General features: G+C 73.9%; 21 protein-coding genes and 2 pseudogenes. 10 read left to right on the top strand and 13 right to left on the bottom strand.

Annotated elements, in window-relative coordinates; all coding sequences use genetic code 11:
* Positions 1 to 37 precede the first annotated feature (37 nt).
* Positions 38 to 802 (top strand): glucose 1-dehydrogenase, encoded by a 765-nt coding sequence (locus AB0K92_RS10825; RefSeq protein WP_365921466.1) that lies wholly within the window; start codon positions 38 to 40, stop codon positions 800 to 802.
* A gap of 205 nt (positions 803 to 1007) precedes the next feature.
* On the opposite strand, the gene AB0K92_RS10820 is transcribed toward AB0K92_RS10825, so the two are convergent.
* Positions 1008 to 1643: a response regulator transcription factor gene (locus tag AB0K92_RS10820; RefSeq protein WP_365921464.1), complete on the bottom strand. Its 636-nt coding sequence runs from the start codon at positions 1641 to 1643 to the stop codon at positions 1008 to 1010.
* Positions 1640 to 2860 carry a sensor histidine kinase gene (locus AB0K92_RS10815; RefSeq protein WP_365921462.1) on the bottom strand — a complete coding sequence of 407 codons (1221 nt, stop codon included), beginning with the start codon at positions 2858 to 2860 and terminating at the stop codon, positions 1640 to 1642. Before AB0K92_RS10815 ends, AB0K92_RS10820 begins: the two co-directional genes overlap by 4 nt.
* 186 nt (positions 2861 to 3046) lie before the next feature.
* On the opposite strand from AB0K92_RS10815, the gene AB0K92_RS10810 reads away from it, so the two are divergent.
* From AB0K92_RS10810 to AB0K92_RS10800, 3 genes are all read left to right on the top strand, one after another.
* Positions 3047 to 4135 carry an ABC transporter permease gene (locus AB0K92_RS10810; RefSeq protein WP_365921635.1) on the top strand — a complete coding sequence of 363 codons (1089 nt, stop codon included), beginning with the start codon at positions 3047 to 3049 and terminating at the stop codon, positions 4133 to 4135.
* Positions 4132 to 4815: an ABC transporter ATP-binding protein gene (locus tag AB0K92_RS10805; protein ID WP_365921460.1), complete on the top strand. Its 684-nt coding sequence runs from the start codon at positions 4132 to 4134 to the stop codon at positions 4813 to 4815. The genes AB0K92_RS10810 and AB0K92_RS10805 overlap by 4 nt, the downstream gene beginning before the upstream one ends.
* Positions 4816 to 5138: 323 nt before the next feature.
* Positions 5139 to 5498, top strand: a complete 360-nt coding sequence (locus tag AB0K92_RS10800; protein ID WP_365921458.1) for a hypothetical protein — start codon at positions 5139 to 5141, stop codon at positions 5496 to 5498.
* Positions 5499 to 5621: 123 nt separating this feature from the next.
* Here the strand turns inward: AB0K92_RS10800 and AB0K92_RS10795 are convergent, their stop codons facing one another.
* Both AB0K92_RS10795 and AB0K92_RS10790 read right to left on the bottom strand, forming a co-directional pair.
* The gene (locus tag AB0K92_RS10795; RefSeq protein WP_165995823.1) at positions 5622 to 6863 is read right to left on the bottom strand and encodes an ROK family protein; all 1242 of its coding nucleotides are present in this window, start codon (positions 6861 to 6863) and stop codon (positions 5622 to 5624) included.
* Positions 6864 to 6890: 27 nt separating this feature from the next.
* Positions 6891 to 7544, bottom strand: coding sequence for an alpha-ketoglutarate-dependent dioxygenase AlkB (locus AB0K92_RS10790; protein ID WP_365921455.1), 654 nt, complete (start codon positions 7542 to 7544; stop codon positions 6891 to 6893).
* Between the two features lie 68 nt (positions 7545 to 7612).
* Between AB0K92_RS10790 and AB0K92_RS10785 the strand changes: the two genes are divergently transcribed.
* The gene (locus AB0K92_RS10785) at positions 7613 to 8749 is read left to right on the top strand and encodes a methyltransferase (protein WP_365921453.1); all 1137 of its coding nucleotides are present in this window, start codon (positions 7613 to 7615) and stop codon (positions 8747 to 8749) included.
* Positions 8750 to 8793: 44 nt separating this feature from the next.
* Here AB0K92_RS10785 and AB0K92_RS10780 read toward each other — a convergent pair whose 3' ends face one another.
* Both AB0K92_RS10780 and AB0K92_RS10775 read right to left on the bottom strand, forming a co-directional pair.
* The gene (locus AB0K92_RS10780; RefSeq protein WP_365921451.1) at positions 8794 to 9648 is read right to left on the bottom strand and encodes a ketose-bisphosphate aldolase; all 855 of its coding nucleotides are present in this window, start codon (positions 9646 to 9648) and stop codon (positions 8794 to 8796) included.
* A gap of 26 nt (positions 9649 to 9674) precedes the next feature.
* Positions 9675 to 10556 carry an SIS domain-containing protein gene (locus AB0K92_RS10775; RefSeq protein ID WP_365921449.1) on the bottom strand — a complete coding sequence of 294 codons (882 nt, stop codon included), beginning with the start codon at positions 10554 to 10556 and terminating at the stop codon, positions 9675 to 9677.
* Between the two features lie 141 nt (positions 10557 to 10697).
* Here AB0K92_RS10775 and AB0K92_RS10770 point away from each other — a divergent pair, with 141 nt between their 5' ends.
* The 3 genes from AB0K92_RS10770 (at position 10698) to AB0K92_RS10760 (ending at position 15612) form a co-directional block, all read left to right on the top strand.
* Entirely contained in the window at positions 10698 to 11477 is a 780-nt protein-coding gene (locus tag AB0K92_RS10770; protein WP_365921633.1) for a DeoR/GlpR family DNA-binding transcription regulator, read from the top strand.
* A gap of 514 nt (positions 11478 to 11991) precedes the next feature.
* Positions 11992 to 13824: a glycoside hydrolase family 15 protein gene (locus AB0K92_RS10765; RefSeq protein ID WP_365921447.1), complete on the top strand. Its 1833-nt coding sequence runs from the start codon at positions 11992 to 11994 to the stop codon at positions 13822 to 13824.
* A gap of 123 nt (positions 13825 to 13947) precedes the next feature.
* A complete protein-coding gene (locus AB0K92_RS10760) occupies positions 13948 to 15612 on the top strand; it encodes a phosphodiester glycosidase family protein (protein WP_365921445.1) in 1665 nt (554 codons plus the stop codon).
* Positions 15613 to 15659: 47 nt separating this feature from the next.
* Here AB0K92_RS10760 and AB0K92_RS10755 read toward each other — a convergent pair whose 3' ends face one another.
* Complete coding sequence (locus tag AB0K92_RS10755) at positions 15660 to 16889, bottom strand: DegT/DnrJ/EryC1/StrS family aminotransferase (RefSeq protein WP_365921443.1); 1230 nt, start codon at positions 16887 to 16889, stop codon at positions 15660 to 15662.
* Positions 16890 to 17012: 123 nt separating this feature from the next.
* Positions 17013 to 17180: pseudogene (locus AB0K92_RS10750) on the bottom strand (cellulose biosynthesis protein CelD); the annotation flags it as partial.
* A gap of 255 nt (positions 17181 to 17435) precedes the next feature.
* Here AB0K92_RS10750 and AB0K92_RS10745 point away from each other — a divergent pair.
* The gene (locus tag AB0K92_RS10745) at positions 17436 to 18881 is read left to right on the top strand and encodes a glyceraldehyde-3-phosphate dehydrogenase (RefSeq protein ID WP_165995841.1); all 1446 of its coding nucleotides are present in this window, start codon (positions 17436 to 17438) and stop codon (positions 18879 to 18881) included.
* Between the two features lie 183 nt (positions 18882 to 19064).
* Positions 19065 to 19604, top strand: a complete 540-nt coding sequence (locus AB0K92_RS10740) for a hypothetical protein (RefSeq protein WP_365921441.1) — start codon at positions 19065 to 19067, stop codon at positions 19602 to 19604.
* 225 nt (positions 19605 to 19829) lie between these two features.
* Here AB0K92_RS10740 and AB0K92_RS10735 read toward each other — a convergent pair whose 3' ends face one another.
* From AB0K92_RS10735 to AB0K92_RS10715, 5 genes and pseudogenes are all read right to left on the bottom strand, one after another.
* Positions 19830 to 21077: a vanadium-dependent haloperoxidase gene (locus AB0K92_RS10735; protein WP_365921439.1), complete on the bottom strand. Its 1248-nt coding sequence runs from the start codon at positions 21075 to 21077 to the stop codon at positions 19830 to 19832.
* Complete coding sequence (locus AB0K92_RS10730; RefSeq protein WP_365921437.1) at positions 21074 to 22435, bottom strand: LLM class flavin-dependent oxidoreductase; 1362 nt, start codon at positions 22433 to 22435, stop codon at positions 21074 to 21076. The genes AB0K92_RS10735 and AB0K92_RS10730 overlap by 4 nt, the downstream gene beginning before the upstream one ends.
* Positions 22432 to 23202 (bottom strand): ABC transporter ATP-binding protein, encoded by a 771-nt coding sequence (locus AB0K92_RS10725; protein WP_365921435.1) that lies wholly within the window; start codon positions 23200 to 23202, stop codon positions 22432 to 22434. The genes AB0K92_RS10730 and AB0K92_RS10725 overlap by 4 nt, the downstream gene beginning before the upstream one ends.
* Positions 23178 to 23975: pseudogene (locus AB0K92_RS10720) on the bottom strand (ABC transporter permease); the annotation flags it as partial. The gene AB0K92_RS10725 and the pseudogene AB0K92_RS10720, both read right to left, overlap by 25 nt.
* Before the next feature lie 230 nt (positions 23976 to 24205).
* Positions 24206 to 25306, bottom strand: coding sequence for an ABC transporter substrate-binding protein (locus AB0K92_RS10715; RefSeq protein WP_365921433.1), 1101 nt, complete (start codon positions 25304 to 25306; stop codon positions 24206 to 24208).
* Positions 25307 to 25628: the final 322 nt, after the last annotated feature.

The raw sequence follows: 25628 nt of genomic DNA, 5'->3' as shown, positions 1-25628 counted from the left end.
GATTTCCCTGAGACCCTGACAAGAGAGGCAGTTCCCCATGTCCCGTACGCGTTTCACCGATCGCACCGTCCTCGTCACCGGCGCCGGGTCCGGCATCGGCCGGACCACCGCCCTGGCGTTCGCGGCCGAGGGAGCCCGGGTCGTCGTCGCCGGGCGGCGCCGGTCGGCGCTGGACGAGACCGTCGCGCTGATCGAGGCGGCCGGCGGTACGGCGCTCGCGCACGCCGCCGACGTCAGCCGCGCCGACGAGGTGGCCGCGCTGGTCCGGGCCGCCGTCGACCGGTTCGGCTCGCTCGACGTGGCCGTCAACAACGCGGGCGTGTTCCGGGGCGGGCCGCTGCCCGAGATGCCCGAGGAGGACTGGCGGACCCTCTGGGACGTCAACGTCACCGGCGTCTTCCTCGCCATGGCGGCCGAGATCCGCCGGATGCGCACCCAGCCGGGCGGCGGCGCGATCGTCAACGTCGCCTCCAACCTGGGTGCCCACCAGCAGGTGAACGGCGCCACCGCCTACGCCGCGACCAAGGCGGCCGTCACCTCGCTCACCCGGGGCGCCGCCCTGGAGCACATCCGCGAGGGCGTGCGGATCAACGCGGTCAGCCCCGGCGCGTCCGACACGGCCATGTCGCTCCGGCCGGGCGAGACCGAGGAGGAGCGGGCCGTACGGATGAAGGAGCAGTCGCCGCTCGGCCGGGTCGCGTCGACGGAGGAGGTGGCGCAGGCGGTCCTCTATCTGGCGTCCGACGACGCCGCCTCCCTGGTCGGCACGGACCTGGTGGTCGACGGCGGCGCGTCCCTCTGAGGCGGGTCCTTGCAGTAGCCGTCCGGTCGAGCCGCACACATCCTGTGCGTCGCGTCCGGTGCCCTCCGCCGAGTTGAGGCCACGCTCAACTCGGCGGACGGGCACCGCATCCCGGCGAGCACGCACCCGTGCGCGTGCGACGGGGCGATCGAGGTGTACGGCGGCGCCGGGGCGCAGCCGGTCGCCCGGCGGCGCTCGCGTCGCCTCAGCGGCGAATAAGGCCGAGGTCGGTGGCGGTGGCGACGGCTGCGGTGCGTGAGTCGACGTGGAGTTTGGCGTAGATGCGGGCCAGGTGGGACTTGACGGTGCCCTCGGTCAGGTGGAGGCGGTCGGCGATGGCCTGGTTGGACAGGCCGTCGGCGACCAGGGCGAGGACTTCGGTTTCGCGCCGGGTCAGGGCGGTGCCGGGGGCGCGCAGCCGGTTCATCAAGCGGTTGGCGACCGTGGGCGCCAGGGTGGTGCGGCCGGCGGCCGCGGTGCGGACGGCGGCGGCCAGGTCCTCGGGTGGGGCGTCCTTGAGGAGGTAGCCGGTGGCGCCGGCCTCGATGGCGGGCAGGGTGTCGGCGTCGGTGTCGTAGGTGGTGACGATCAGCACGCGGGGTGCGCCGGGGCGGGCGGTGATGGCGGCGGTGGCCTCGGCGCCGTTCATTCCCTTGCCGAACTGGAGGTCCATGAGGACGACGTCGATGTCCCCTCGGGCGGCGCGGGTGATGGCGTCCTCGACGGTGGCGGCCTCAGCCACCACGGTCATGCCGTCCTCGGTCTCCAGCACGGCGCGCAGCCCTGCCCGTACGACGGGGTGGTCGTCGGCCAGGAGCAGGCGGATGGGGGTGTCGGTCACGGGCGGGCCTCGGGCTCGGTCTCGGCTGGCGGGGTGAGGGGGAGCTGGGCGGCCAGGGCGGTGCCGTGGCCGGGGGCGGATGCGAGGGTGAGGGTGCCGCCGAGGGCGTGCACGCGGGCGCGCATGGCGGCCAGTCCGAAACCGCCGGTCTCCGGGTCGGGGGCCGGAAGCCGGTCGGGATCGAAGCCGCGTCCGTCGTCGACGATGTCCACCGCGACGTGGTCGCCGAGGTAGCTCAAGGTGACTTCGACGGTAGCGGCTTCGGCGTGGCGGACGGTGTTGGCCAGCGCGGACTGGGCGACGCGCAGCAGCACGACCTCGTGCGCGGTGGCCAGGGGTACGGGTTCGCCGGTGAGGTGGAAGCGTGCGGTGAGCCGGTGACGGGTGCTGGTGGTGGCGCACAGGCGCTCCAGGGCGCCGGCGAGCGTGGTGCCCTCCAGGGCGGGCGGGGCGAGGGCGGCGACGAAACGGCGGGCCTCGGCGAGGTTGTCCACGGCGGCCTGCCGTGCCTGGTCGACATAGCGGGCGGCGTTCTCCGGTGTCCGGGGCAGGGCGCGTTCGGCAGCGCGCAGCAGCAGCTGGATGCTGGAGAGTCCCTGGGCGAGGGTGTCGTGGATCTCGCGGGCCAGGCGTTCGCGTTCGGCGAGCACTCCGGCGGCGTGCTGTGCGGTGGCCAGGTCGGCGCGGGTGGCGGTCAGTTCTTCGATCAGGTGCCTGCGCTGTTCGCTCTCCCGGTACAGGGCCTGGTAGCCCCGCACCACCGCGACGGCCACGGCGGCGCCGAGGGCCGGGCCGATGGCCATCGCGGGGCTGAAGAAGCCCTGGTGCACGGCGAAGCCGGCGGTGGCCGCCACCGCCGTGGCCGCCACCGCCGCCAGTCCCGCGCGGCGCGGCAACAGGTGGAGCTGGAGGAAGTACAGCGGGAACGCCACCCACACCCCGTCGGCGGACAGAGTCAGCAGCACCAGCCAGCAGGCGCCCACGGCGGCCAGCCACAGTGCGGCGGCCCGCCGCGAACGGCGCACCCGGGGCAGCACGGGACCGACCGCGTAGATCACGGCGCACGCCGCGGCCGTGGCGGTGATCAGCCCGGTGTGCGGGCGGTGGTCGGCGACGGCCCGGCCGGCGGCCAGAGCGAGCAGGGCGACGACCAGCACGTGCAGGCACCAGGCCAGAGCGCGCGTGGTGGAGGTCAGGGTGGGGGCGGTGGTGTTCACAGTTCTTCCAGCCTATGGAGAAGCCCCCGGCCCGGCTTCCATCGAAAGTTACAACCGGCGTGCCGCCTTTCGGTGCGGCGAGTGCTGTCCTGGGCCAGATGCCCAGGCGGGGGTCTGGCAGCGACGGTGGAGCCACAGCGCTTCCACCCGTGCCAGTGACATCCCATGAAGAGGCAGGCCCAAGCCGTGTTCGTTGCCTGGAGAGATCTGAGGTTCGCCAAGGGGCGCTTCGCGCTGATGGGGACCGTCATCGTGTTGATCACCCTGCTGGTGGGCCTGCTGTCCGGGCTGACCGCCGGTCTGGGGCAGCAGAACGTCTCCGCGATCACGGGACTGCCCGCGGACAAGATCGCCTTCGCGGCGCCCAGTGCGGGTGAGGACCTGTCGTACTCCGATTCCACCGTCACCGAGCGGCAGTGGCGGCAGTGGGCCGCGACGCCCGGCGTGAGCAGCGCCGAACCGCTGGGCATCACCACGACCAAGGCGAGCGTCGGAAGCAAGAGCACCGGGGCTTCCGTCTTCGGTGTGCGGCCGGGCTCCGCACTCGCCCCCGGCGGTGACAAGATCGACGATCAGGGGGCGGTCCTGTCCGCCGCCGCGGCCGACGGCCTCGGCGTGACGACCGGCGACACCTTCACTCTGGGCGGACGGAGGGTGAGCGTCGCCGCGGTGAGCGGGGATGCCTCCTTCAGCCACACCCCGGTCATCTGGACCAGCCTCGACACGTGGCGGAAGACCGCGCCCCCCACGGGCGGGACCGACGGGGCGACCGCCACCGTCATCGCCCTGAGCACCACCTCCGGCGCCGACATCGGCGCCGCCGACGAGGCCGCGGGCACGAAGACGCTCGCCAAGGACGACTCGCTGTCCGCGATCGGCTCCTACGCCTCCGAGAACGGCTCCCTGCAGCTGATGCGCGGCTTGCTGTTCGCGATCTCCGCCCTGGTCATCGGCGCCTTCTTCACCGTGTGGACCATCCAGCGCAGCGGCGACGTCGCCGTCCTCAAGGCCTTGGGCGCCTCCACCGCCGGTCTGCTCAGGGACGCCCTCGGCCAGGCCGTGATCCTGCTGACCGGCGGCACGCTGATCGGCACCGGCATCGCCGCCGGCCTCGGAGCCCTCGTCGCCGGGAGCGCGGTTCCGTTCCTCCTCACGCCCGCGACCGTCCTGGTCCCGGCCGTCGTGATGATCGCGCTCGGCGCGCTCGGAGCCGCCCTGTCCATCCGCCGCATCACCTCCGTCGACCCGCTGACCGCCCTGGGGAACGCCCGATGAGCCTGCGTCTGACCGACATCACCCTCACCTACCCGGACGGCGACAACCGGCTCACCGCCTTGGACCAGGTGACCCTTGAGGTGCCCAAGGGCAGCCTGACCGCGGTCGTCGGGCCTTCCGGCTCCGGCAAGTCCAGCCTGCTGGCGGTCGCCGCCACCCTGATCACCCCCGATGCCGGCACCGTCGTCGTCGACGGCACCGACACCACCGGGATGGGCCGCGGCGAATTGGCGGAGCTGCGCCGCCACAAGATCGGCATCGTCTTCCAGCAGCCCAGCCTGCTGCCCTCCCTCACCGCCGTCGAACAGCTTGAGGTCATGGCGCGGATCGTCGGCCTCAAGCCCCGCACCGCCCGGGCCCGGGCCATGGAACTGCTCGACGCCGTCGGCCTGGCCGACCGGGCCCGCCGGCGTCCCCATCAGCTCTCCGGCGGCCAGCGTCAGCGCGTCAACATCGCCCGGGCCCTGATGAACGACCCCACCGTCCTGCTGGTCGACGAACCCACCAGCGCCCTCGACCACGAACGCGGCGCCTCCGTCGTCGACCTCATCACCCGCCTCACCCGCCGGCAGGCCGCCGCCACCGTCCTGGTCACCCACGACCGCACCCACCTGACCGCCGTCGACCACATCGCCGAAGTCCACGATGGTCGCCTCCGACTGCCCGCGGCGGCCCGCTGATCCGCCGACGCCCAGCGCCGACGCCCACCGTCACGGGAACGTGCCCCAGCACAACGGGGCACGGCACGCCCCCATCCCGTCGTCCGCACTCTGAGATGGTCTTCCGGGCCGCAGCCGCGTTCTGCCAGCATCCCCCGCATGCAGCAGCAGCTGATTATCAGCGGCGGCGTGCCGGCACCGAACCCGCGGGAGTGACCCTCCCCGGTTCACCGCCCGCACGCAGACCTCTCGCACCTCGCGAGGGGTCTTCTCGTTTTCCGGCCCCACCACGGCCCCACCACGGCCCCCCGGCCCCACCCCGGCCCCATAGACAAGGACCCCCCATGGAACACGCCCGGCTCACCGTCACGCTCCAGCTCGGCCACGGGACACTCGCACGACTCGCCGCCACCCTCAACAACCACCACGTGCTGGGTCTCGCGTACACCACCGCGTCACCGGGCCCGGCCACGGCCGTCGTGCACGTGCCGCGGCCCGACGCCCCGCGCGCACAGCAGAAGCTGCGCAGACTCGTCGACGTGATCGACGTGTCGCTGGAACTCGGGTCGGCCGGCACCGCCGAGACGCCAGGCCCTCCCTCGCCCGCCATTGGTGCAGCCCCGCCCGCGCACGGTCCGACCGACGCCCTGAGCGACGGGGCCGCCTCCCGCGCCGACGTCGTCACCCTGTCCCCCGGACCGTGAACCGAGCGCCGTACGCTCCGGGCCCAGGCGGGGAGTTGCGCCGCCCCTGCCCGGTGCCCGGCCTGCTGCTCCTCCTGCTCGCCGCCGTCGTCCTCGTCGAGCCGCTCAGGCGCGGGCCGGGGGTCAGTACGACAGGGCGCCGAGCGGGTCGTCCAGCACCGGCTGCCACGCCAGTTCCGCGGCGCCGACCAGGCTGTTGTGGTCGAGCGTGCAGGGCAGGATCGGGACGCCGCCGCTGCGGCCCCACAGGCTGCGGTCGGCGACGACCGCGCGCAGCCGCTCGGGGTCGGTGTCGAGGAGCGTGCGGTGCAGGCCGCCGAGGATGATCCGGTCCGGGTTGAGGATGTTGACCAGCCCGGCGAGGCCGAGGCCCAGCCGGTCGATCAGTGCCTCGGCGGCCGTGCGGACGGCCGGGTCGTCGTACTCCTCGCGCAGCAGGTCGTTGGCCTGCTGGAGCAGCGACACCTCGGGGCCGGGCTCGCGGCCCGCCGTGGTGAGCAGGGCCAGCGGGTCGGCCTCGACGTCGAGGCAGCCGCGGCTGCCGCAGTGGCAGGGACGGCCCTCGGGGTTGACGGTGAGGTGGCCGACCTCCAGGGCCAGGCCCGAACTGCCGGAGTGCAGGCGGCCGTCGAGGACCAGCGCGCCGCCGACGCCGCGGTGCCCGGTGGCCACGCACAGCAGGTCGCGGGCGCCGCGGCCCGCGCCGTGCCGGTGCTCGGCGAGTGCGGCCAGGTTGACATCGTTGGCGGCGAACGCGGGTCCGTCGATGCCGGCGGCGCGCACGCGGTCGGCGAAGATCTCCCGCACCGGCGCGCCCGCCGGCCAGGCCAGGTGCAGCGGGTTCAGCGCCAGGCCCTCCGGCTCGGCGACCGCGGACGGCACCGCGAGACCGGCGCCCACGCACCGCCGTCCGGTCTGCCGCAACAAGTCGGCGCCCGCCTCGACGACCGAGCCGAGCACCTTCGCCGGGTCGGCGTCGACGGTCTCGCAGCCGGGCGCGGTGGCGACGATCCGCCCGCCGAGCCCGACGAGGGCGGCGCGGAAGCCGTCGGCGTGCACCTGCGCGGCGAGCGCGACGGGCCCGTCGTCGGCGAGCCGCAGCCGGTGCGAGGGGCGGCCCTGGGAGCCGGCGGCGGCGCCGGGCCGGGCGTCGACCCGGATCAGGCCGAGGGCCTCCAGCTCGGCGGCGACCGCGCCGGCCGTGGCGCGGGTGACGCCGAGTTCGGCGGTGAGCACGGCGCGGGTGGGCGCCCGTCCGGTGTGCACCAGCTCCAGTGCGGGTCCGAGCGCACCGCGCCCCCGGTCCAACCGCGTCCTCGAGGTGGTCCCTTCCCCCGCCGGCCGGGGGTCCGCCTTGCCGCTCATGAGGGCGAGTCTCCCATGATCCGCGCGTCATTCGGCGGGCGGGAAGCCGCTCACCCGCAACGTCACGTTCAGCCGCCCGCGCAGCCCGAGTCCGGGCGGCGCGGTCCCCGGCCGCACGCGCGGCACCCCGTGGTAGGCGAGCCGGGAGGGCCCGCCGAACACGAACAGGTCACCGCTGCGCAGCTCGACGTCCGTGTACGGGCGGGCGCGGGTCACGGTGTTGCCGAACCGGAAGACGCAGCTGTCGCCGAGACTCAGGGACACCACCGGGGCGTCGGAGCGTTCGTCGGCGTCGCGGTGCATGCCCATGCGGGCGTCACCGTCGTAGAAGTTGATCAGGGCGATGTCGTAGGGCGGCGTCTCCTGTCCGAGGGCGTCGCGCACCGCGCGCCGGGCCAGCGCGTCCAGCCACGCGGGGAACGGCTTCACGGGCGCGCCGTCGCCGTCGGTGACCGTGCGGGCGTAGGCGTACGGGTACCAGTGCCAGCCGAGGCAGACCTGGCGGGCGGTCATGGTGCCGCCGCCCGGGGTGCGCACCGTGCGCAGCCCGGCGGGCGGGCGCGCCCACTCCCGGCAGGCGGCCAGCAGCGCGCGCTGCCCGTCCGGATCCAGCCAGTCCGGCAGGTGCACCGCGCCCGGCGCGATTTGCGCGCGGGGCCGGGGGAACAGCTCGGCGTCCATGCCGTCCATCCTCCCCCACCGACCCTGAGCTGCGGCTCGGCTAGGGTTGACACACGATGAACGACCGTATGACGACCCCCTGGGGCGAACTGGCGCTCACCCGTTTCCCCGCCGACCCGCGCGAGAGGCTGCGGGCGTGGGACGCCTCCGACGCGTATCTGCTGCGGCATCTCGCGGCCCGGGAGGCGCCGCTCACCGGGACGGTCGTGATCCTCGGCGACCGCTGGGGCGCGCTGGCGACGGCGCTCGCGGGGCACGGCCCGACGCAGATCACCGACTCCTTCCTCACCCAGGAGGCGACCCGGGCGAACCTGGAGCGGGCCGGGGTGCGGCCCGGCACCGTGCGGCTGCTCACCACGCAGGACGCGCCGCCGGAGCGGATCGACGTGCTGCTGGTGCGGGTGCCGAAGAGCCTGGCGCTGCTGGAGGACCAGCTGTCGCGGCTGGCGCCCGCGCTGCACGCGGAGTCGGTGGTGGTCGGCACCGGCATGGTCAAGGAGATCCACACCTCGACGCTGCGGCTGTTCGAGCGGATCATCGGCCCTACCCGCACCTCGCTGGCCGAGCAGAAGGCGCGTCTGATCTTCTGCACGCCGGACCCGTCGCTGTCCCGCCCCGCGAACCCGTGGCCGTACCGGTACGCGCTGCCCGACGGGATCGGGGCCGTCTCCGGGCGTACGGTCGTCAACCACGCGGGGGTGTTCTGCGCGGACCGGCTCGACATCGGCACCCGGTTCTTCCTCGGGCATCTCCCGCGGGCGCGCGGGGCGCGGCGGGTGGTGGACCTGGGCTGCGGCAACGGCGTCGTCGGTACGGCGGTGGCGCTGGCCGATCCGCGGGCCGAGGTGCTGTTCGTGGACGAGTCGTTCCAGGCGGTGGCGTCCGCGGAGGCCACCTACCGGGCCAACGGGGTGCCCGGACACGCCGAGTTCCGGGTCGGCGACGGGCTGGCCGGGGTGGCGTCGGACAGCGTGGACGTCGTCCTCAACAACCCGCCGTTCCACTCCCACCAGGCCACGACGGACGCCACCGCCTGGCGGATGTTCAGCGGCGCCCGGCGGGTGCTGCGGCCGGGCGGCGAACTGTGGGTCGTCGGCAACCGGCACCTCGGCTACCACGTGAAGCTGCGGCGCCTGTTCGGCAACAGCGAGGTCGTCGCGAGCGACCCGAAGTTCGTCGTGCTCAGGGCGGTCAAGCGCGGCTGAGCCCACCCGGTCGTCTGCGCCCGTTGCGGGGGCCGGGGACGGGGTCAGGCCGGGCGCAGGGTGCGGATGACGCGTTCCACCGTGCGGGTCATCGCCTCGCGGGCCGCGGTGAGATAGGGGCGGGAGTCCGCCGCCTCGGGGTGGGCGGTGAGGTGGGCGCGGATGGCGCCGGTCATGGCGAGGTTGAGGGCCGTGCCGACGTTGACCTTGGTGATGCCGCCGGCCACCGCCGCGGTCAGTTCGTCGTCCGGCAGGCCGGAGGAGCCGTGCAGGACGAGCGGCACGTCGAGGCTGGCGGAGAGGCGTTTGAGCAGGGCGTGGTCGAGGCGGGCGGTGCGGGTGGTCATGGCGTGGACGCTGCCGACGGCGACGGCGAGGGCGTCGACGCCGGTGTCCGCGACGAACGCGCGGGCCTGGGCCGGATCGGTGCGCGCGCCGGGCTCGTGGGCATCCTTCGGAAGCCGGCCGTCCTTGCCGCCGATCTCCCCCAGCTCGGCTTCGATCCACAGTCCCCGGGCGTGCGCCCAGTCGGCCGCGGCGCGGGTCGCGGCGAGGTTGTCGGCGTACGGCAGCCGTGCCGCGTCGTACATGACGGAGCTGAACCCGGCGTCCGGGGCCTGCCGCAGCAGGTGTTCGCTCTGTACGTGGTCGAGGTGGAGGGCGACGGGCACGGCGGCCCGTTCGGCGGCGGCGACGGCGGCGCGGGCCAGCGGCAGCAGCCGTCCGTGACGGAACTTCACGGCGTTCTCGCTGACTTGGAGGACGACGGGCGTGTCCGTCGCTTCCGCGCCGGCGACGACCGCCTCGATGTGTTCCAGGGTGATGATGTTGAAGGCGGCCACGGCGGAGCCTTCCGCGGCGGCCGCGGTGACCAGCTCGCCGGTGGTGACGAGAGACACGGTCCGTCCGTCCTTTCCGGCAGGGGTCAGGGGGCGAGGATCACCGAGCGGGTGAGATGGCGGGGGCGGTCCGGGTCCAGGCCGCGGGCGGCGGCCACGGCGACCGCGAGCCGCTGGGCGCGGACCAGTTCGGCGAGCGGGTCGAGCGCGCCGCCGATCCACGCGGCGCCGGTGGCCCGCACCTGTTCGGCCAGTCCCGGAGGTGCCTCGCCGATCATCCAGGTGGCGGTGGAGTGCGTGGTGACGCTGATGGGCCCGTGGCGGTACTCCATCGCCGGGTAGGACTCGGTCCACGCGCCGGCGGCCTCGCGCAGCTTCAGGGCGGCCTCGTCGGCCAGGCCCACGGTCCAGCCGCGGCCGAGGAAGGCGAACTGGGCGCGGCCGACGAGGTCCTGGGGCAGTTCGGCGGTGAGCGCGGCGCGGGCGTCGGTGACGGCGGCGTCGGTGTGCAGGCCCAGGTGGGCGCGGAGCAGGGTGAGTGCGGTGGTGGCGAACCGGGTCTGGACGACGGAGCGTTCGTCGGCGTAGTCGAGGACGACGAGGTCGTCGGCGGCGTCGCGGACGGGGGTGTCCGGGTCGGCGGTGACGGCGGTGGTGCGAACGCGGCCGCGGACCTTCCCGAGCAGTTCGAGGACTTCGGTGGTGGTGCCCGAGCGGGTGAGGGCGACCACCCGGTCGTAGCGGCGGCCGTACGGGAACTCGGACGCGGCGAAGGCGTCCGTCTCCCCCTGTCCGGTGCTCTCCCGCAGCGCGGCGGCGGCGCGCGCCATGTAGTACGAGGTGCCGCAGCCGACGAGTGCGACCCGCTCGCCCGGCGCGGGCAGGACCGCGCGGTGCGAGGGCGCCTGCGACGCGGCTCGGGTCCAGCACTCCGGCTGGGTGCGCAGCTCGTCCTCGACATACGTCATGCCGTAGCCCTTCCCGAACAGTGATGTGATTGTTCGTGCAAGATAGCGCGCCATTTCGAGCAGCTTCAAGCATCAGGTGGCGAGTCGGGGTGCGTTAGGGTCGCCGGGAGACGTGGACGGATGGCTGGTTCGGAGGTGTGGATGTCGCGCGACGCCCGCTGGAAGGCGCTGCTGGAACTGCTCGTGGAGCGGGGCCGGCTGAACGTCGAGGAGGCCGCCGCCGAGCTGGCGGTGTCGGCCGCGACGATCCGCCGCGACTTCGACCGGCTCGCCGAGCAGCAGATGCTGGTGCGCACCCGGGGCGGGGCGGTGGTGCACGGGGTGTCGTACGAACTCCCGCTGCGGTACAAGACGGCCCGCCGCGCCTCCGAGAAGCAGCGCATCGCCAAGGCCGTGGCCGAGCTGATCGCGCCCGGTGAGGCGGTCGGGCTGACCGGCGGCACGACCACCACCGAGGTGGCCCGCGCGCTCGCCGTGCGCGGCGATCTCGGCTCCGGCTCGCCCGCCCTGACGATCGTCACCAACGCCCTCAACATCGCCAACGAGCTGGCCGTACGGCCCCAGTTCAAGATCGTGGTGACCGGCGGGGTGGCGCGGGCGCAGTCGTACGAGCTGATCGGGCCGCTCGCCGACGGGGTGCTGACGCAGGTCACCCTCGATGTGGCGGTGCTGGGCGTGGTCGCCCTCGACGTGGTGCACGGCGCGGCGGCGCACGACGAGGCGGAGGCCGCGATCAACCGGCTGCTGTGCGAGCGCGCCGAGCGGGTGGTCGTCGCGGCCGACTCCAGCAAGCTGGGCCGCCGCGCCTTCGCCCGGATCTGCGCGACCGAGGCCGTGGACACCCTGGTCACGGACACGGCGGCGGACGAGACCGTCGTACGGCGCTTCGAGGAGGCGGGGGTGCGGGTGCTGGCGGTGTGAGGCAGTCCGGGCCCGCGCCTCGGCCGCCCGCTCCCCCTCCCGGCCCCGCCTGACTCCTCGGCCGCCGCTCCCCCTCCCGGCCCCGCCTGACTCCTCGGCCGCCCGCTCCCCCTCCCGGCCCCGCCTGACTCCTCGGCCGCCGCTCCCCTCCCGGCCCCGCCTGGCATCCGCCCGCTCGCCCGTCCCGCCGCCGCCTGACGCCTCAGCCGCCCGCTCCCCCGTCCCGCCCCTGCCTGACTCCTCGGCCGCCCACTCCCCCCTCCCGCCCCTGCCTGACTCCTCGGCCGCCCACTCCCCCCTCCCGCCCCTGCCTGACTCCTCGGCCGCCCACTCCCGTGTCCTGCCGTCGGCCTGACCCCTGCTCCAGCCCTGCCCGACCCTGCCCCGACCTCGTCGCCGTACGGTCTGATCGATTCCGGGAGCCCGGCGATCGGCACCGCCCTAAGCTGGAACCGCACGGCGGCGGACCGTTCGCGGGAGACCCGAGAGGGCTCACCGTTCGAGGGAGGCGGCGATGGCCGAGGTGTCGAAGGACGGAATATCCGGGGGTCCGCGCTATCTGCCGACCGCCGAGCACGGACTGATCGGCGACCTGCGCAGCGTCGCCCTGGTGGGCACGGACGGCACCATCGACTGGTACTGCTGCCCCGCCTTCGACGCCCCGAGCGTCTTCGCCTCCATCCTGGACGCGGAGCGGGGCGGCTCCTTCCGGATGTCGGCGGCCGGCCCGGCGAAGACCAAGCAGTTCTACTTCCCGGACACCAACGTCCTGATCACCCGCTTCTTCACCGAGGACGGCGTGGGCGAGGTGCAGGACTTCATGCCGATCCGCGGCGAGAAGGTCGAGGCCGAGAGGCACCGGCTGATCCGCCGGGTGGTGTGCGTGCGCGGGTCGGTGGTGTTCCGTACGCACGTGGCGCCCCGCTTCGACTTCGGTGCCCGGCCGCACACCCTGCGCATGGACGGCGCCGTGGCGTTCTTCGAGTCGGCGCAGCTGTCGCTCGCGCTCACCGCGACCGTGCCGCTGGAGGCGGACGGGTTGGACGCGCGGGCCGAGTTCAAGCTGGCCGAGGGCGAGTCGGCGGTGTTCGCGCTCGACCAGGTCGGCGGCGAAGTGGCCCCGCGCCGGTGTCCGCGCCTGGAGGCGGAGGACCAGTTCGAGGCGACGGTGGCGTACTGGCGTAAGTGGCTGTCCCAGTCCAAGTACCGGGGCCGCTGGCGGGAGATGGTGCACCGCTCGGCGCTCACCCTGAAGCTGCTCACCTACGCGCCGACCGGTGCGATCGTCGCCGCCCCGACCACCAGCCTGCCCGAGCAGCCCGGCGGCGAGCGCAACTGGGACTACCGGTACGTGTGGGTGCGCGACGCCGCGTTCTGCGTCTACGCGCTGCTGCGCCTGGGCTTCACGGGCGAGGCCGAGGCGTTCATGAACTTCGTGACCCGGCACATCAGTCCGGGCGACGGCCGGGCCTCCGGCCCGCTGCAGATCATGTACGGCATCGACGGCCGCACCGACCTGACCGAGCACGAGCTGACCCACCTGGAGGGCCACGAGGGATCCGCCCCGGTCCGGGTCGGCAACGCCGCCGCGGAACAGCTCCAGCTGGACATCTACGGCGCGCTCATCGACTCCATCTACCTCTACGACAAGTGGGCGCGGCCCGTCTCCAGCGACCAGTGGGACGACGTCTGCGCACTGGTCGACTGGGTGTGCGAGCACTGGGACCAGCCGGACGAGGGCATCTGGGAAACGCGGGGCGGCCGGAAGAACTTCCTGTACTCGCGGCTGATGTGCTGGGTCGCGATCGAGCGGGCCATCCGGATGGCCAACCGGCGCGGCCTGCCCGCCGATCTGCCCCGCTGGCAGGAGGCGCGCGACACCATCTACCGGCGGATCCACAGCCGCGGCTGGTCCGAGAAGCGGCAGGCGTTCACCCAGTACGAGGACGGGGAGGTGCTGGACGCGGCGGTGCTGATGATGCCGCTGACCAAGTTCATCGCGCCCACCGACCCCAAGTGGCTGTCCACACTGGACGCGCTGACCGAGGAGCTGGTGTCCGACTCGCTGGTCTACCGCTACGACCCGGAGGCCAGCCCGGACGGACTGCGCGGCGACGAGGGCACGTTCTCGATCTGCTCGTTCTGGTACGTCGAGGCGATGGTGCACGCCGGACGGGTCGACGAGGCTCGGCTGGCGTTCGAGAAGATGCTCACCTACGCCAACCATCTCGGCCTGTACGCCGAGGAGATCAGCCACACCGGCGAGCAGCAGGGCAACTTCCCGCAGGCGTTCACCCATCTCGCGCTGATCAGCGCGGCCTTCAACCTGGACCGCGCCCTCGGCTGACCGCCCCCCCTTCCCCCCATCCTCCGGTCCCCGGCGTCCGCGGGTCACGTGCGCGCCGCGCCCTATGATGGCCGCCGCCCTCGCGCTCCGCGGCCGGCGCCCCGTACCCGAAAGGCCTGCCCGATGAAGACCGCAACGGCACGCCGCCGGGTGCTCACCGGCGGGACGACGGCCGCGTGCGTGGCCGCCACCGTGCTCGCCGCCACCCTCTCCGGCACGGTGGAGACCCGGCCGGCCGCGCGGCAGAGCGACACGGCGGCCGCCCGGACGCTGCCCCTGGGCCCCGCGACACTCACGGAGACCCGGACCTCCCGGCGGGTCGCGCCAGGTGTGACCCACCTCGCGATCGAGCGCGGCCGGGCGTCGGCGGACGACGTGTGGACCGTCACGATCGGCGTGGCGACCAGCGAGCCGGAGGCCGCCGCGCTGGAGGAGAGGGTCCGCGCCGCCGGGTACGCACCGCGGCGTGACCCCACCGCCGGCCCGGACCCCCGGGGGCCCGCCGGCCGGCCGCTCGGCTGGACGGTGCGGGTGGGCCGGTACGCCGACAAGGCCGCCGCCGACCGGGCCAGGAGCGAGATCGCGGCCCGCGGACTGCCCGGCAGCGTCCAGCACACCGGCGAGGACGGGCACGCGACGACCGGGCCCTGGTCCCTGGACGTGCTGATCGTCGATCCCGCCGTCTTCCGCGGCCGGCTGCGCGCGGAGCTGGCCGACGGGATCGTGCCGGGCCGCGAGACCACGAGCGCCATGGCCCGGCGCACCGGCGCCCTCGCCGCGGTCAACGGCGGATACTTCGTCATCGGCGGCAGCCGGACGACCCCCGGCAATTGGATCGCGGGCACCGACGGCGACCTCGCCGGGGTTTCCGTGATCGGCGGGGAGCTGGTCTCGGAGGCCGTGAACGGGCGGCCCGCCCTGATCGTGCCGGGCGCATCGGGCCGGGGTACGGCGGTGCGCCGGGTGGGGACCCGGCTCACGGTCCGCGCGGCGGACGGCACCGCCCGCGAGGTGACCGGCCTCAACCGGCAGTCCGGCCTGATCGTGAACTGCGGCGGTGTGGGCAACGCCGTCCCGTTCTCCCGCCCCGCGCACGACTACACCTGCGGCAACCCCGACGAACTCGTCGCCGTCACACCGGCGTTCGGCACGACCGCGCCGCAGGGCCCCGGCTTCCAGGTCACGCTGGACGCCGACGGGCGGGTGACCGATCTGCAGGAGGGCCGAGGCGGGTCCGTCCCCGTGCGGGGCACCGTGCTCCAGGGCACCGGAGCCGGAGCCCGGTGGCTGCGCGAGCACGCCCGGCCCGGTGCCACGCTGGCGGTGCGCGGCGCGGTGGTGGACGCCGAGAAGGGCACCCGGCTGCCGCTCACCCCGAAGACCTCCGTCGTCAACGGCGGCCCGCTGCTGCTGCGCGGCGGCCGAACGGTCCTCGATCCGGTGCGGGACGGGTGGAGCCCGGAGGACATCGAGGGCGCGGACCGCGCCGCCTTCTACAACGGCTGGTATCTGCGCCGCAATCCGCGCACCGCGGCCGGCGTCACCCGCGACGGACGCCTCGTGCTGCTCACCGCCGACGGCCGCCGCCCCGGCCACAGCGCCGGGCTGTCCCTCCCCGAGACCGCCGCCGTCATGCGCGCCCTCGGCGCGGTGGACGCCCTGAACCTGGACGGCGGGGGTTCGACGGCGATGGTCGTGGGCGGGGAACTGCAGGGCCTGCCCAGCGACGCGGCGGGAGAGCGCCCGGCCGGTGACGCGCTGGTCGTCCTGCCCCGGTCACCGCGATAGCCCGGTTCCCGAGAGCGGCGCCCCCTCCCCCGGCTGCGGCCCCCCCCTTACTGCCCGAGCGGCGCGGGCGGGGCGGCGTCCCGGACCGGTTCCGGGAGCGGGGGCCGGGCGGGGGTGGCCCGCTCCCTGGTCAGGGCGTGGATGATCCGGCGGGCCAGGAGGGGGTCGGCGGGCAGCACGTGGGAGGCGAACCAGCGGGCGGCCGCGGGGTGGGGGGACGGGTCGGTGAACTCGGGGCCGGCGTAGTCGTCGAGCGGCGGATCGTAGACGTATCCGGCGACCACCCCGTGATCGACGAGCCGTTCCACGAGGGCGTCCCGGTCGTGGACCAGGAGGGGCACGCGGAACAGCGGCACCAGGCCGTCGTGGGCGGTGAGCGCCCGGAGCGGCGGGGAGGACCAGGCGCTGCGCGCCAGCGCGGCGACACCGGCCCTGCGGCGGTCGAGGTCGCCGTCGAGCCGGGCGAGCCGCAGCCCCAGCTGGCCGCGCAGCAGCGCGCCGTGGCGGGCCCGGAAGTCGTGCAGGTCGACGCGGACCCACGGTTCGTACGCGGTGAGGCTGGGCGCCTCGCGCGCCGAGCCGGTGAGGCGGGGGGCGTGCAGGGCCATCCGGAAGTCGTCGCGTTCGAGCAGGCCGAGGCGGCGCATGGAGCGCCACACGGGCCGCACCAGGTGCAGGGTGCGCACGGTGGACCGGGCCAGGGGGCGCAGGGTGGTGGCCAGGTCGGCGCGCAGCCGGCGCGGGACCAGCAGATCGTCCCGCAGGAGTTCCAGTTCGCGGCGGGTGCGGGCGTCCTCGACGGCGAGGAAGCCGCCGGCCGTCGCCGCCACGTGCTTGGACAGGCTGAAGGCCGCCGCCGTGCCGAAGGTGCCGATGGGGCGTCCGTCCACGTGGGTGCCGATGGCGTGCGCCGCGTCCTCGATGAGCGGGATGCCGAGGGTGTCGCAGCGCCGGCGCAGGTCCACGACCCGGTCGGGCATGCCGTACAGGTTGGTGGTCAGGACGGCGTCGACGGTGCGCCAGGTGGTGTCGGGGACGGCGTCCGGGTCGATGTTGCCGTCCCAGACGTTCACGGGTGCCTGGACAGGGCGCAGTCCGGCGGCGAGGACCACGAAGAAGACCACGTCGTCGTTGACCGGGGACATCAGCACCCGGGCGCCCGGCCGGCACCAGCGCCGCAGGGCCAGGTAGAGGGCCAGCCGGGCCGAGGGGGTGTAGACGCACTCGCGTCCGAGCCGCCGTGTCATCGCCGCGGCGAGCCGCGATCCGTACGGCATCGTCACCTCTTCCGTTCTTCCGTGAAAGCCGTTGGGGCGGGTCGTCGGGACCGGCGGCACGTCGGGAGGGCGTGGGCCGTCGTGTCACGGCGGGCGGGGACGGTGGCAGGCCGGACGTGGGACTCAGCGCGTCCGGGTGCGCGCGAGGACGCCGGTTACGCGGCCGGTGCGCAGGGTGCCGGCGGTCTTCAGCAGGCGGTCGGCGGGCTCGCGCAGGCGCGGGTGGGCGAGGACGGTGTTGCGCAGTCCGCGCACGGGTCCGCGCCACAGCCGGTGGGCCGCCGCCACGGGCGACGCGTCCATCGCCCGGTGCCGGGCCCGCGTCAGCGGGGCCTCCAGTTCCTCCGGTCCGTGGACCGTGATGCTGCGCGAGCTTCGCATGGCCGACCGCTCCCCCCAGAACTGCGCCGCGAGGCTCAAACGTGGCGAAACAGTACGCACCCTGTCAAGGGCGCCTGCGGATACGGGCCGGAGCGACCCCGGTCACAGTCACCGGACGCCAGCATGGTTATCATCTGAGCGCCACCTAGCTCGAAAGATGGATCTGTGACTGTCAACGAGGACTCGTTCACAAACTGGAAGAACCGCGAAGAGATCGCGGAGTCGATGATCCCGATCATCGGGAAGCTGCACCGGGAGCGGGACGTCACCGTCCTCCTCCACAGCCGCTCCTTGGTGAACAAGTCGGTCGTCAGCATCCTCAAGACCCACCGCTTCGCCCGGCAGATCGCCGGCGAGGAGCTGTCGGTCACCGAGACGATGCCGTTCCTGCAGGCGCTGACCACGCTCGACCTCGGGCCGTCCCAGATCGACATCGGTATGCTCGCGGCCACCTACAAGGCCGACGACCGCGGCCTGTCGATCGAGGACTTCACCGCCGAGGCCGTCGCCGGCGCCACCGGCGCCAACAAGATCGAGCGCGGCGAGGGCCGCGACGTCGTCCTCTACGGCTTCGGCCGCATCGGCCGCCTCGTCGCCCGCCTGCTCATCGAGAAGGCCGGCTCCGGCAACGGGCTGCGGCTGCGCGCGATCGTGGTGCGCGGCGGCGGCGACCAGGACCTCGTGAAGCGGGCCTCGCTGCTGCGCCGCGACTCGATCCACGGCCAGTTCCAGGGCACGATCACCGTCGACGAGGAAGCCGGCACGATCGTCGCCAACGGCAACACCATCAAGGTGATCTACGCCGACGACCCCTCCGAGGTCGACTACACGGCGTACGGCATCAAGAACGCCATCCTCATCGACAACACCGGCAAGTGGCGCGACCGCGCGGGCCTGTCGAAGCACCTGCGTCCCGGCATCGACAAGGTCGTGCTGACCGCGCCGGGCAAGGGCGACGTCCCGAACATCGTGCACGGCGTCAACCACGACACGATCAAGCCGGACGAGAAGATCCTGTCCTGCGCCTCCTGCACCACCAACGCGATCGTCCCGCCGCTGAAGGCGATGGACGACGAGTTCGGCGTGTTGCGCGGCCACGTGGAGACCGTCCACTCGTTCACCAACGACCAGAACCTGCTGGACAACTACCACAAGGCCGACCGCCGCGGCCGGTCCGCGCCGCTCAACATGGTGATCACCGAGACCGGTGCCGCCTCGGCCGTCGCCAAGGCGCTGCCGGACCTGAAGGCGCCGATCACCGGCAGCTCGATCCGCGTGCCGGTGCCGGACGTGTCGATCGCCATCCTCAGCCTGCGCCTGGGCCGCGAGACCACCCGCGAGGAGGTCCTGGACTACCTGCGGAACGTCTCGCTGACCTCGCCGCTCAAGCGCCAGATCGACTTCACCACGGCGCCCGACGCGGTCTCCAGCGACTTCATCGGCTCGCGCCACGCGTCCATCGTGGACGCCGGCGCCACCAAGGTCGACGGCGACAACGCGATCCTGTACCTGTGGTACGACAACGAGTTCGGCTACTCGTGCCAGGTGATCCGCGTCGTCCAGCACGTCTCCGGGGTGGAGTACCCGACCTACCCGGCGCCCAGCGCCTGATCCGGGGCACGGCGGCGGCCGTCCGTCCGGCCTCACCGGTCGGGCGTACGGCCGCTGTCCAGTTTTCGCCGGAGAGAGCGCAACCATTCCGGGAACCCGGCTGTCTCAGCTGATAACGGACAGCTCATCCCCCCGGGGGACACCATGGCACGTACACGAACAGCATGGGCGGCAGTCGCGCTCATGGGCGCGACACTGGCGGCGGCGACGGTGCCGGCCCAGGCCACCGCGCTCACCACCACCCAGACCACGGCCTGCCCCACCGGCTGGGGCAGCCGCGCCAAGACCGCCGACGCGGGCACCACGGCACCGGTGACGGACATCAGGGCGGGCCGCCACGCCTGCTTCGACCGGCTGGTCGTCGACATCCCCGGCGGCGGGAAGAACGTCGGCTACCGGGTCGGCTACGTCGAACGCCTCCACCAGGACGGATCGGGGCGTCCCGTCCCGGTCGCCGGCGGCGCCGTCCTCGAGGTGCGGGTCACCGCCCCCGCCTACGACCCCGACACCGGCGCGCCCACCTACCCCGGCCGGGTGGGGCGCCCCCTGCCCGGCGTCGACCTGACCGGGTACCGCACCTTCCGCGACACCCGCTTCGCGGGCAGCTTCGAGGGCGAGACCCAGATCGGCCTGGGCGTCCGCGCCCGCCTGCCGTTCCGGGTGACGCAGGTGGCCGACCGGGTCGTCATCGACGTGGCCCACACCTGGACCGGGAGCCGCTGAGGACCACCGGCGCGCCCCCTCGGCGAGCCGGAGGGCTCCGGAGCGCGCCGGTGAACCCTCGCTCACACCGGCTGCCGGGTCCGCCCGGCAGCCGGTGACGTACGTCCGGACGCCGCCCTTGACGGCCGCGACCGGGGACTCGGACGCGGATGTCAGGGCCTGCGCGGCACGCGCACGGTGAGGACGAGCCGGGGCGTGCCGGCTGCCGAGGAGGGCGGACACCCCCTAGCGGGCGGTGAGGAGGTGGCCGGCGTGGCGGAGGGTGTGGCGGGCGACGTTCCTGCCGAGGGTGATGCCGGCCTCGTCGGCCGTGCGGGTGTGGATGCCGGACCACACCCGGGCGTCCACGTTCTCGTCGGACAGCTGCTTCCAGGCGGTGTAGGTGCGGGTCACGCCGGGCGCCGTGGGGCTGGTCAGGTCGAACGGGGCGGTGCGGGGGCCGGTGAGCACCGACAGGACGGTCTCGGCGGCGCCGGAGTAGGTGGCGTGGCCGCTCGGGTAGTCGGGGTGCGACGGGGTCGTGTGCAGCGGCGTCCAGGCGGGGTCGGGGTCGAGGGCGCCGGTGCGGATCGCGGTCACCGGACGCCACCGCTCGTAGGCGTACTTGCTGTCGGAGGTGGCGATCTGCGTGTCCACGAGCGCGGTGTGGAACAACGCCACCAGCCGCGCCTGTCCGGCGATGCCCCGCGCGGTGCGGGAGAGCGCGACCCGCAGCGGCTCGGTGTAGAGGGTGAGCGAGGAGCCGTACCAGAAGGCGGCGGTCTCCGTCTGCCGGGCGCTGCGCACCGCGCTGTCCGCCGCGCCGTACGCCCGCACCTCGGCCAGGTCGGCGGCGTAGCGCGCGGAGTCGAGCGCGGGCGGCGGGCCCAGCCGGAACTGGTCGGCGGTGGTGAGCGCGAACGGCCGGGCGAGGCGGTTGCCGTACTGGGTGGCCGGGGCGTACGCGGGCGGCGTGGGCTGCCACACGCCGGGCGCGGCGGGCCGCACGGGGTAGGGCGCGTTCACGGTCGCGGGGTCGAGCCCGTCGCCCTGCCGCTCGGCGAGGGCGAGGTCCGCCTGGCGCTGTCCGGCGGCGACACCGCGGCGTTCCGCGGGGCCGTCGGGGATGGCGTCGAGGGTCGCCGTCAGCTGGGCGTCGAGCTGTTCGGCGCGGCTCGGGACGAGGGTGACGAGGGCGCGGTGCACGGCCGCGGCGAGGGCCGCCTCCTGGTAGGGGCGGCGTTCCACGCCGTCCGGCACCGCGCGGGTCGCGCGGGCCGCCGCGAGCCAGCCGATCGCCCAGGTGCGGCTGTTGGTGACCTGGGTGGGCGCGCCGGCCGTCGCGATGGTCTCGGCCGTGGCGTCGTACCAGGTGAGCGCGGTCGCCGCCCGGTCGTGGCCGGCCGCGGTGGCCTGCGGGACCGCGACGGAGGTGGTGAGCAGGGCGGTCGCGCCCAGCGCGGAGAGGGCGAGTCGTGATCTGAGCGCACTCATGCGGGGTCCTTGGGTGAGATCGCGGGTGTCAGGGGGGTCAGGGATACGGCGGCGGGGCGCGGGAGTCCGTAGTGGTCGCGCAGGGTGGTGCCCCGGTAGGCGGTGCGGAACAGGCCGCGGGCGCGGAGGATCGGCACGACGTGCTCGGCGAAGCGGCCGAACCCGCCGGGCAGCCAGGGCGGCATGATGTTGAAGCCGTCGGCCGCGCCGTGCTCGAACCACTCCTGGATGTGGTCGGCGATCTGCTCCGGGGTGCCCGCGACGACCTGGTGGCCGCGGGCCCCGGCGAGGCGGTGCAGCAGCTCGCGGACGGTGGGCCGTTCGCGGTCGACGATGTCGAGGACCAGCCGGAAGCGGCTGCCGTTGCCGCGTTCGCTGCCGGTTTCGACGAGTTCGCGCGGGAAGGGCTCGTCGAGCCGGTCGGCGGTGAGGCGGACGCCGAGCAGCCGGTGCAGCAGGTCCAGCGAGTAGGCGGGCTGGACGAGTTCGTCGAACTGCCGGCGCAGCGCGTGCGCCTCCGCCTCGGTGGAGGCGATGTACGGGCTGATGCCGGGCAGGACGAGCACCAGGTCCGGGTCCCGGCCGAGCGCCGCCGCCCGGCTCTTGATGTCGGCGTAGAACTCTTGTCCGCTCGCCAGCGTCTGGTGGGCGGTGAACACGGCCTCGGCGTGGCGGGCGGCGAACGCGCGGCCGTCCCGTGAGGAGCCGGCCTGGACGTAGACGGGGCGGCCCTGGGGGCTGCGCGGTGTGTTGAGGGGGCCGCGCACCCGGAAGTGGCGGCCCTGGTGGTCGATGGGGTGGATGCGGTCGGTGTCGGCGAACAGCCCGGTCTTCTGGTCGGCGACCAGTGCCTCGTCCTCCCAGCTGTCCCAGAGCCTGGTGACGACGTCCACGAACTCGTCGGCGCGGTCGTAGCGTTCGGCGTGCGTCGGGTGGGCGTCGAGGCCGAAGTTCGCGGCGGCCTGCGGGGCGCCGGTGGTGACGATGTTCCAGCCGGCCCGGCCCCGGCTCAGATGGTCCAGGGACGCGAGGAGCCGGGCCAGATTGTACGGCTCGGTGTAGGTGGTGGACGCGGTGGCGACCAGCCCGATCCGCTCGGTGGCCGCGGCGATGGCGGCCAGCCAGGTGAACGGTTCCAGCCGGAAGCGGCTGGCGTGCCGGACGTCGTCGGCGAGGGACGGCCCGTCGGCGAGGAACACGGCGTCGAACGTGGCGTCTTCGGCGGCGCGGGCCAGCTCCTGGTAGAAGCCGATGTCCAGCAGCCGTTCCGGATCGGTGCCGGGGTGGCGCCAGGCCGCCTCGTGGTGGCCGCCCGGGTAGACGAAGAGGTTCAGGTGCAGGTGGCGTCGCCCGGTCATACGGGGGTGACCTCCTCCAGCGGGTCCACGCCCAGCCGGACGAGCAGACGCTCGCGCAGTGCGGCGTACTCGGGGCCGTCGGGGCGGCGCGGGGCGGGCAGCTCCACCGGCAGGTCGGCGGCGATCCGGCCCTCGTCCAGCACCACCACCCGGTCGGCGAGGACGATCGCCTCGTCGACGTCGTGGGTGACGAGCAGTACGGCGGGCCGGTGCCGGGCGCACAGCCGGCGCAGCAGGGCGTGCATCCTGATCCGGGTGAGGGCGTCCAGCGCGCCGAAGGGTTCGTCGGCCAGCAGCAGTCGCGGTTCACGGACCAGGGAGCGGGCGAGCGAGACGCGCTGCTGCTCGCCGCCGGAGAGTTCCACCGGCCAGGCGCGTTCGCGTCCGCGCAGACCGACCTCGGCGAGGGCGTCCCGGCCGCGCTGTTCGGCGTCCGGCCCGGTCAGGCCGAGGACGACGTTGTCCAGCACGCGTTTCCAGGGCAGCAGCCGGGCGTCCTGGAAGACGACGGAGAGGTGGTCGGGGGCGACGAGGGTGCCGCTGCCCCGCACGTCCCGGTCGAGCCCGGCCAGCGCCCGCAGGAGGGTGCTCTTGCCGGAGCCGCTGCGGCCGAGCAGGGCCACGAACTCGCCGGGCGCGATGGTGAGGTCGAGTCCGTCGAGGACACGGCGCTGCCCGAAGGAGCGCACCAGCTGCTCGATCCGGACGGCGGCCCGCTCGCCGTCGCGGGGTTGCGCGCCGGTCAGCTGCCGAGGGTGCGTCGCCATGACAGCGTCCCCCTCTCCACGAGCCGCACCAGGGCGTCGGAGAAGAGCCCGAGCAGGCCGTACACGACGAGGCCGACGAGGATGACGTCGGTCTGCCCGTAGGTCCGCGCGAGCTCCATCATGTAGCCGATGCCGCTGGTGGCGTTGACCTGTTCCACGACGACCAGCGCGAGCCACGCGGCGGTCACCGCGAAGCGCATCCCGAGCAGGAAGCCGGGCAGCGCACCGGGCAGGACGACGTGCCGGACGAACGCGAGCCGGCCGAGCCGGACGGTCTCGGCGAGTTCGACGTAACGGTGGTCGATGGCGCGCAGCCCGTTGTGGGTGTGGATGTAGACGGGGACGAACACGCCGAGGGCGATGGTGACGACCTTCATGGTCTCGCCGATGCCGAACCACAGGATGAGCAGCGGGATCAGCGCCAGCGAGGGGATGGCCCGCTTGATCTGCACGGGGCCGTCGATGACCGCCTCGCCGATCCGGCTGAGCCCGGCGACGAGCGCGAGCAGCAGCCCGCCCGCGACGCCGAAGAGCAGTCCCAGGAGGGCCCGCCGGGCGGAGGTGGCGAGGTGGTCCTGGAGCCGTCCGCCGGCGAGGAGGTCGCCGGTGGTGGCGGCGACGGTCCACGGCGAGGGCAGACTGCGCGGGTCGAGCAGCCCGGCCGCGGAGCCGCCCGCCCAGAGGGCGAACAGCAGCAGCGGTCCGAGCGCCCACCCGTACGGCACGGGACGTCCGGGTGCGAGCCGCGGGCGGGGGCGGCGGGGGCCGGCGGACGAGGGGGCGGGCGGGGAGGCTGGGGGCGAGGAGTCTGGGGGCGAGGAGTCTGGGGGTGGGGAGTCTGGGGGTGGGGAGCCCGTCGACGATGAGGTCGCGGGTGGGGAGACCGCGGGCGAGGAGACCGCAGACGAGGAGACCGTGGACGAGGAGACCGCAGGCGAGGAGCCGGCAGACGAGGAGGCCGGGGACGAGGGCGGGGTCGGCTGATGGCCGAAGACGGCGGCGCTCATGAGGCGTCTCCCGCGGTGCGGTCCGCTGCGGCGTTCCCGGCGCCCGCCTCTCCGGCTCCCTCGATGGCGGCGGCGCCCACGGATTCGTAGCGGCGGTCGAAGAGAATGCCCGCGTCGAAGGCCTCACGCTGCTGTTCCCTCGCCAGCAGGTCGATGGTCTGCTGCTGACGCCGGATGGCCGCGCCCCAGTCCGCCGGAATGTCCGGATGCCCGGCCCGCTCCACGAGGTATTCGCCGTCCTCGCGGCTCAGGCCCTGGTCCTTGACGTAGAAGCCCTCGACCCATTCCTCGGGGTGTGTGTCGATCCAGATCCGGGCGCGCGCCCAGATTTCCACCAGTTCCCTGATCGCGGCGGACTTCTCGGGGTCGCTGACGGAGTCGGTGAGCGCCCACAGATGTTCGGGATCGTCGCGCAGTCCGTGCCGGATGGTGGTGGCGCCGTCCTTTCCGTATTTCGCGAGATAGCGCTTGATGTTGACGTCCGCGATGGGGGCGGCGTGCACCTGGCGGTTGCCGAGCGCCGTGGGATAGACGTCGTCGGTGCTGGCCAGCTCGACGAGCTCGACGTCGTCCTGGGTGAGGCCGGCCTTCCGCAGGATCCGCAGCACGAGCGCGCCCTGCGCCTGCCCCGGACTGTAGGCGATCTTCTTCCCGCGCAGGTCGGCGAGGGTCTTGATGCCCGCGCCGGGCGCGATGCCCAGCTCGTAGACCGGGTACCGCAGGGGGTCCTTGCGGAACTCGGCCGCCACGAGCTTGGTGTCGAGACCCGTCCAGTAGGCGTTGATCGCCGGGATGTCCGCGGCGGAGCAGACGTCGAGCGCGCCCGCCCGGAAGGCCTCGGAGCACTTGGGACCACCGCTGATGTTGGCCCACGCGACCTTGAAGGGCAGCTTGTCGATCTGCCCCGACAATTCGAGCGCGACCTTCAGTTCCGGTGATCCGACGGTGAGGGTGGTGTCAGGCGAGACGGTGGCCGGGATCTCCCGGCCGGAGACGTCCTTGCCGACCGAGGCGGTCTGTGCGGAATCCACGCACGAGGTCAGCAGCAGAACGAGAGCGGACGCGGCCGCGACAGCCGCGGCCCTGGTTGCGGGCATGCGTATATGAGCGATCATGGACGCCTTCGGAGCGGGAGATCGGAAGAAGGGGCCGCGGTGGAACGTCAGCTACACACCGCGGTGGCGACCCGCATGAAATCAATGGCCCGCCGCCGGTAAAAGCGCTCGGAGGTCCGCATGACGCCGAACCTAACGACGCGTCAAAGACCGGTCAACAAGTCCCCACCGGGCCGGCCGGTACTGCAACGACACCGTCGTGGCGACGCCATACGGGCGTTACAAGCCCGGCTCCGAGGCATTGTTCGCCCCCCCCTTGCCCGGGCCCGAGGCCTTGTCCACCCCACTGTCCACCCCCTTGCCC

Origin of the sequence: Streptomyces sp. NPDC052687, from assembly GCF_040678395.1 — a bacterium.
In the GTDB taxonomy this organism is placed as follows: domain Bacteria; phylum Actinomycetota; class Actinomycetes; order Streptomycetales; family Streptomycetaceae; genus Streptomyces.
Note: the sequence above shows the minus strand (reverse complement) of the source record. Positions and strands in the feature narration are given on the sequence as shown.

What these genes read in the sequence shown, in the direction of transcription:
- AB0K92_RS10805 (WP_365921460.1), top strand. Translation starts at nt 4,132, where the DNA reads ATGAGCCTGCGTCTGACCGACATCACCCTCACCTACCCGGACGGCGAC.
- AB0K92_RS10725 (WP_365921435.1), bottom strand. Translation starts at nt 23,202, where the DNA reads ATGGCGACGCACCCTCGGCAGCTGACCGGCGCGCAACCCCGCGACGGC.
- AB0K92_RS10735 (WP_365921439.1), bottom strand. Translation starts at nt 21,077, where the DNA reads ATGAGTGCGCTCAGATCACGACTCGCCCTCTCCGCGCTGGGCGCGACC.
- AB0K92_RS10765 (WP_365921447.1), top strand. Translation starts at nt 11,992, where the DNA reads ATGGCCGAGGTGTCGAAGGACGGAATATCCGGGGGTCCGCGCTATCTG.
- AB0K92_RS10775 (WP_365921449.1), bottom strand. Translation starts at nt 10,556, where the DNA reads ATGACGTATGTCGAGGACGAGCTGCGCACCCAGCCGGAGTGCTGGACC.
- AB0K92_RS10760 (WP_365921445.1), top strand. Translation starts at nt 13,948, where the DNA reads ATGAAGACCGCAACGGCACGCCGCCGGGTGCTCACCGGCGGGACGACG.
- AB0K92_RS10790 (WP_365921455.1), bottom strand. Translation starts at nt 7,544, where the DNA reads ATGGACGCCGAGCTGTTCCCCCGGCCCCGCGCGCAAATCGCGCCGGGC.
- AB0K92_RS10825 (WP_365921466.1), top strand. Translation starts at nt 38, where the DNA reads ATGTCCCGTACGCGTTTCACCGATCGCACCGTCCTCGTCACCGGCGCC.
- AB0K92_RS10770 (WP_365921633.1), top strand. Translation starts at nt 10,698, where the DNA reads ATGTCGCGCGACGCCCGCTGGAAGGCGCTGCTGGAACTGCTCGTGGAG.
- AB0K92_RS10715 (WP_365921433.1), bottom strand. Translation starts at nt 25,306, where the DNA reads ATGCCCGCAACCAGGGCCGCGGCTGTCGCGGCCGCGTCCGCTCTCGTT.
- AB0K92_RS10795 (WP_165995823.1), bottom strand. Translation starts at nt 6,863, where the DNA reads ATGAGCGGCAAGGCGGACCCCCGGCCGGCGGGGGAAGGGACCACCTCG.
- AB0K92_RS10730 (WP_365921437.1), bottom strand. Translation starts at nt 22,435, where the DNA reads ATGACCGGGCGACGCCACCTGCACCTGAACCTCTTCGTCTACCCGGGC.
- AB0K92_RS10755 (WP_365921443.1), bottom strand. Translation starts at nt 16,889, where the DNA reads ATGCCGTACGGATCGCGGCTCGCCGCGGCGATGACACGGCGGCTCGGA.
- AB0K92_RS10800 (WP_365921458.1), top strand. Translation starts at nt 5,139, where the DNA reads ATGGAACACGCCCGGCTCACCGTCACGCTCCAGCTCGGCCACGGGACA.
- AB0K92_RS10740 (WP_365921441.1), top strand. Translation starts at nt 19,065, where the DNA reads ATGGGCGCGACACTGGCGGCGGCGACGGTGCCGGCCCAGGCCACCGCG.
- AB0K92_RS10785 (WP_365921453.1), top strand. Translation starts at nt 7,613, where the DNA reads ATGACGACCCCCTGGGGCGAACTGGCGCTCACCCGTTTCCCCGCCGAC.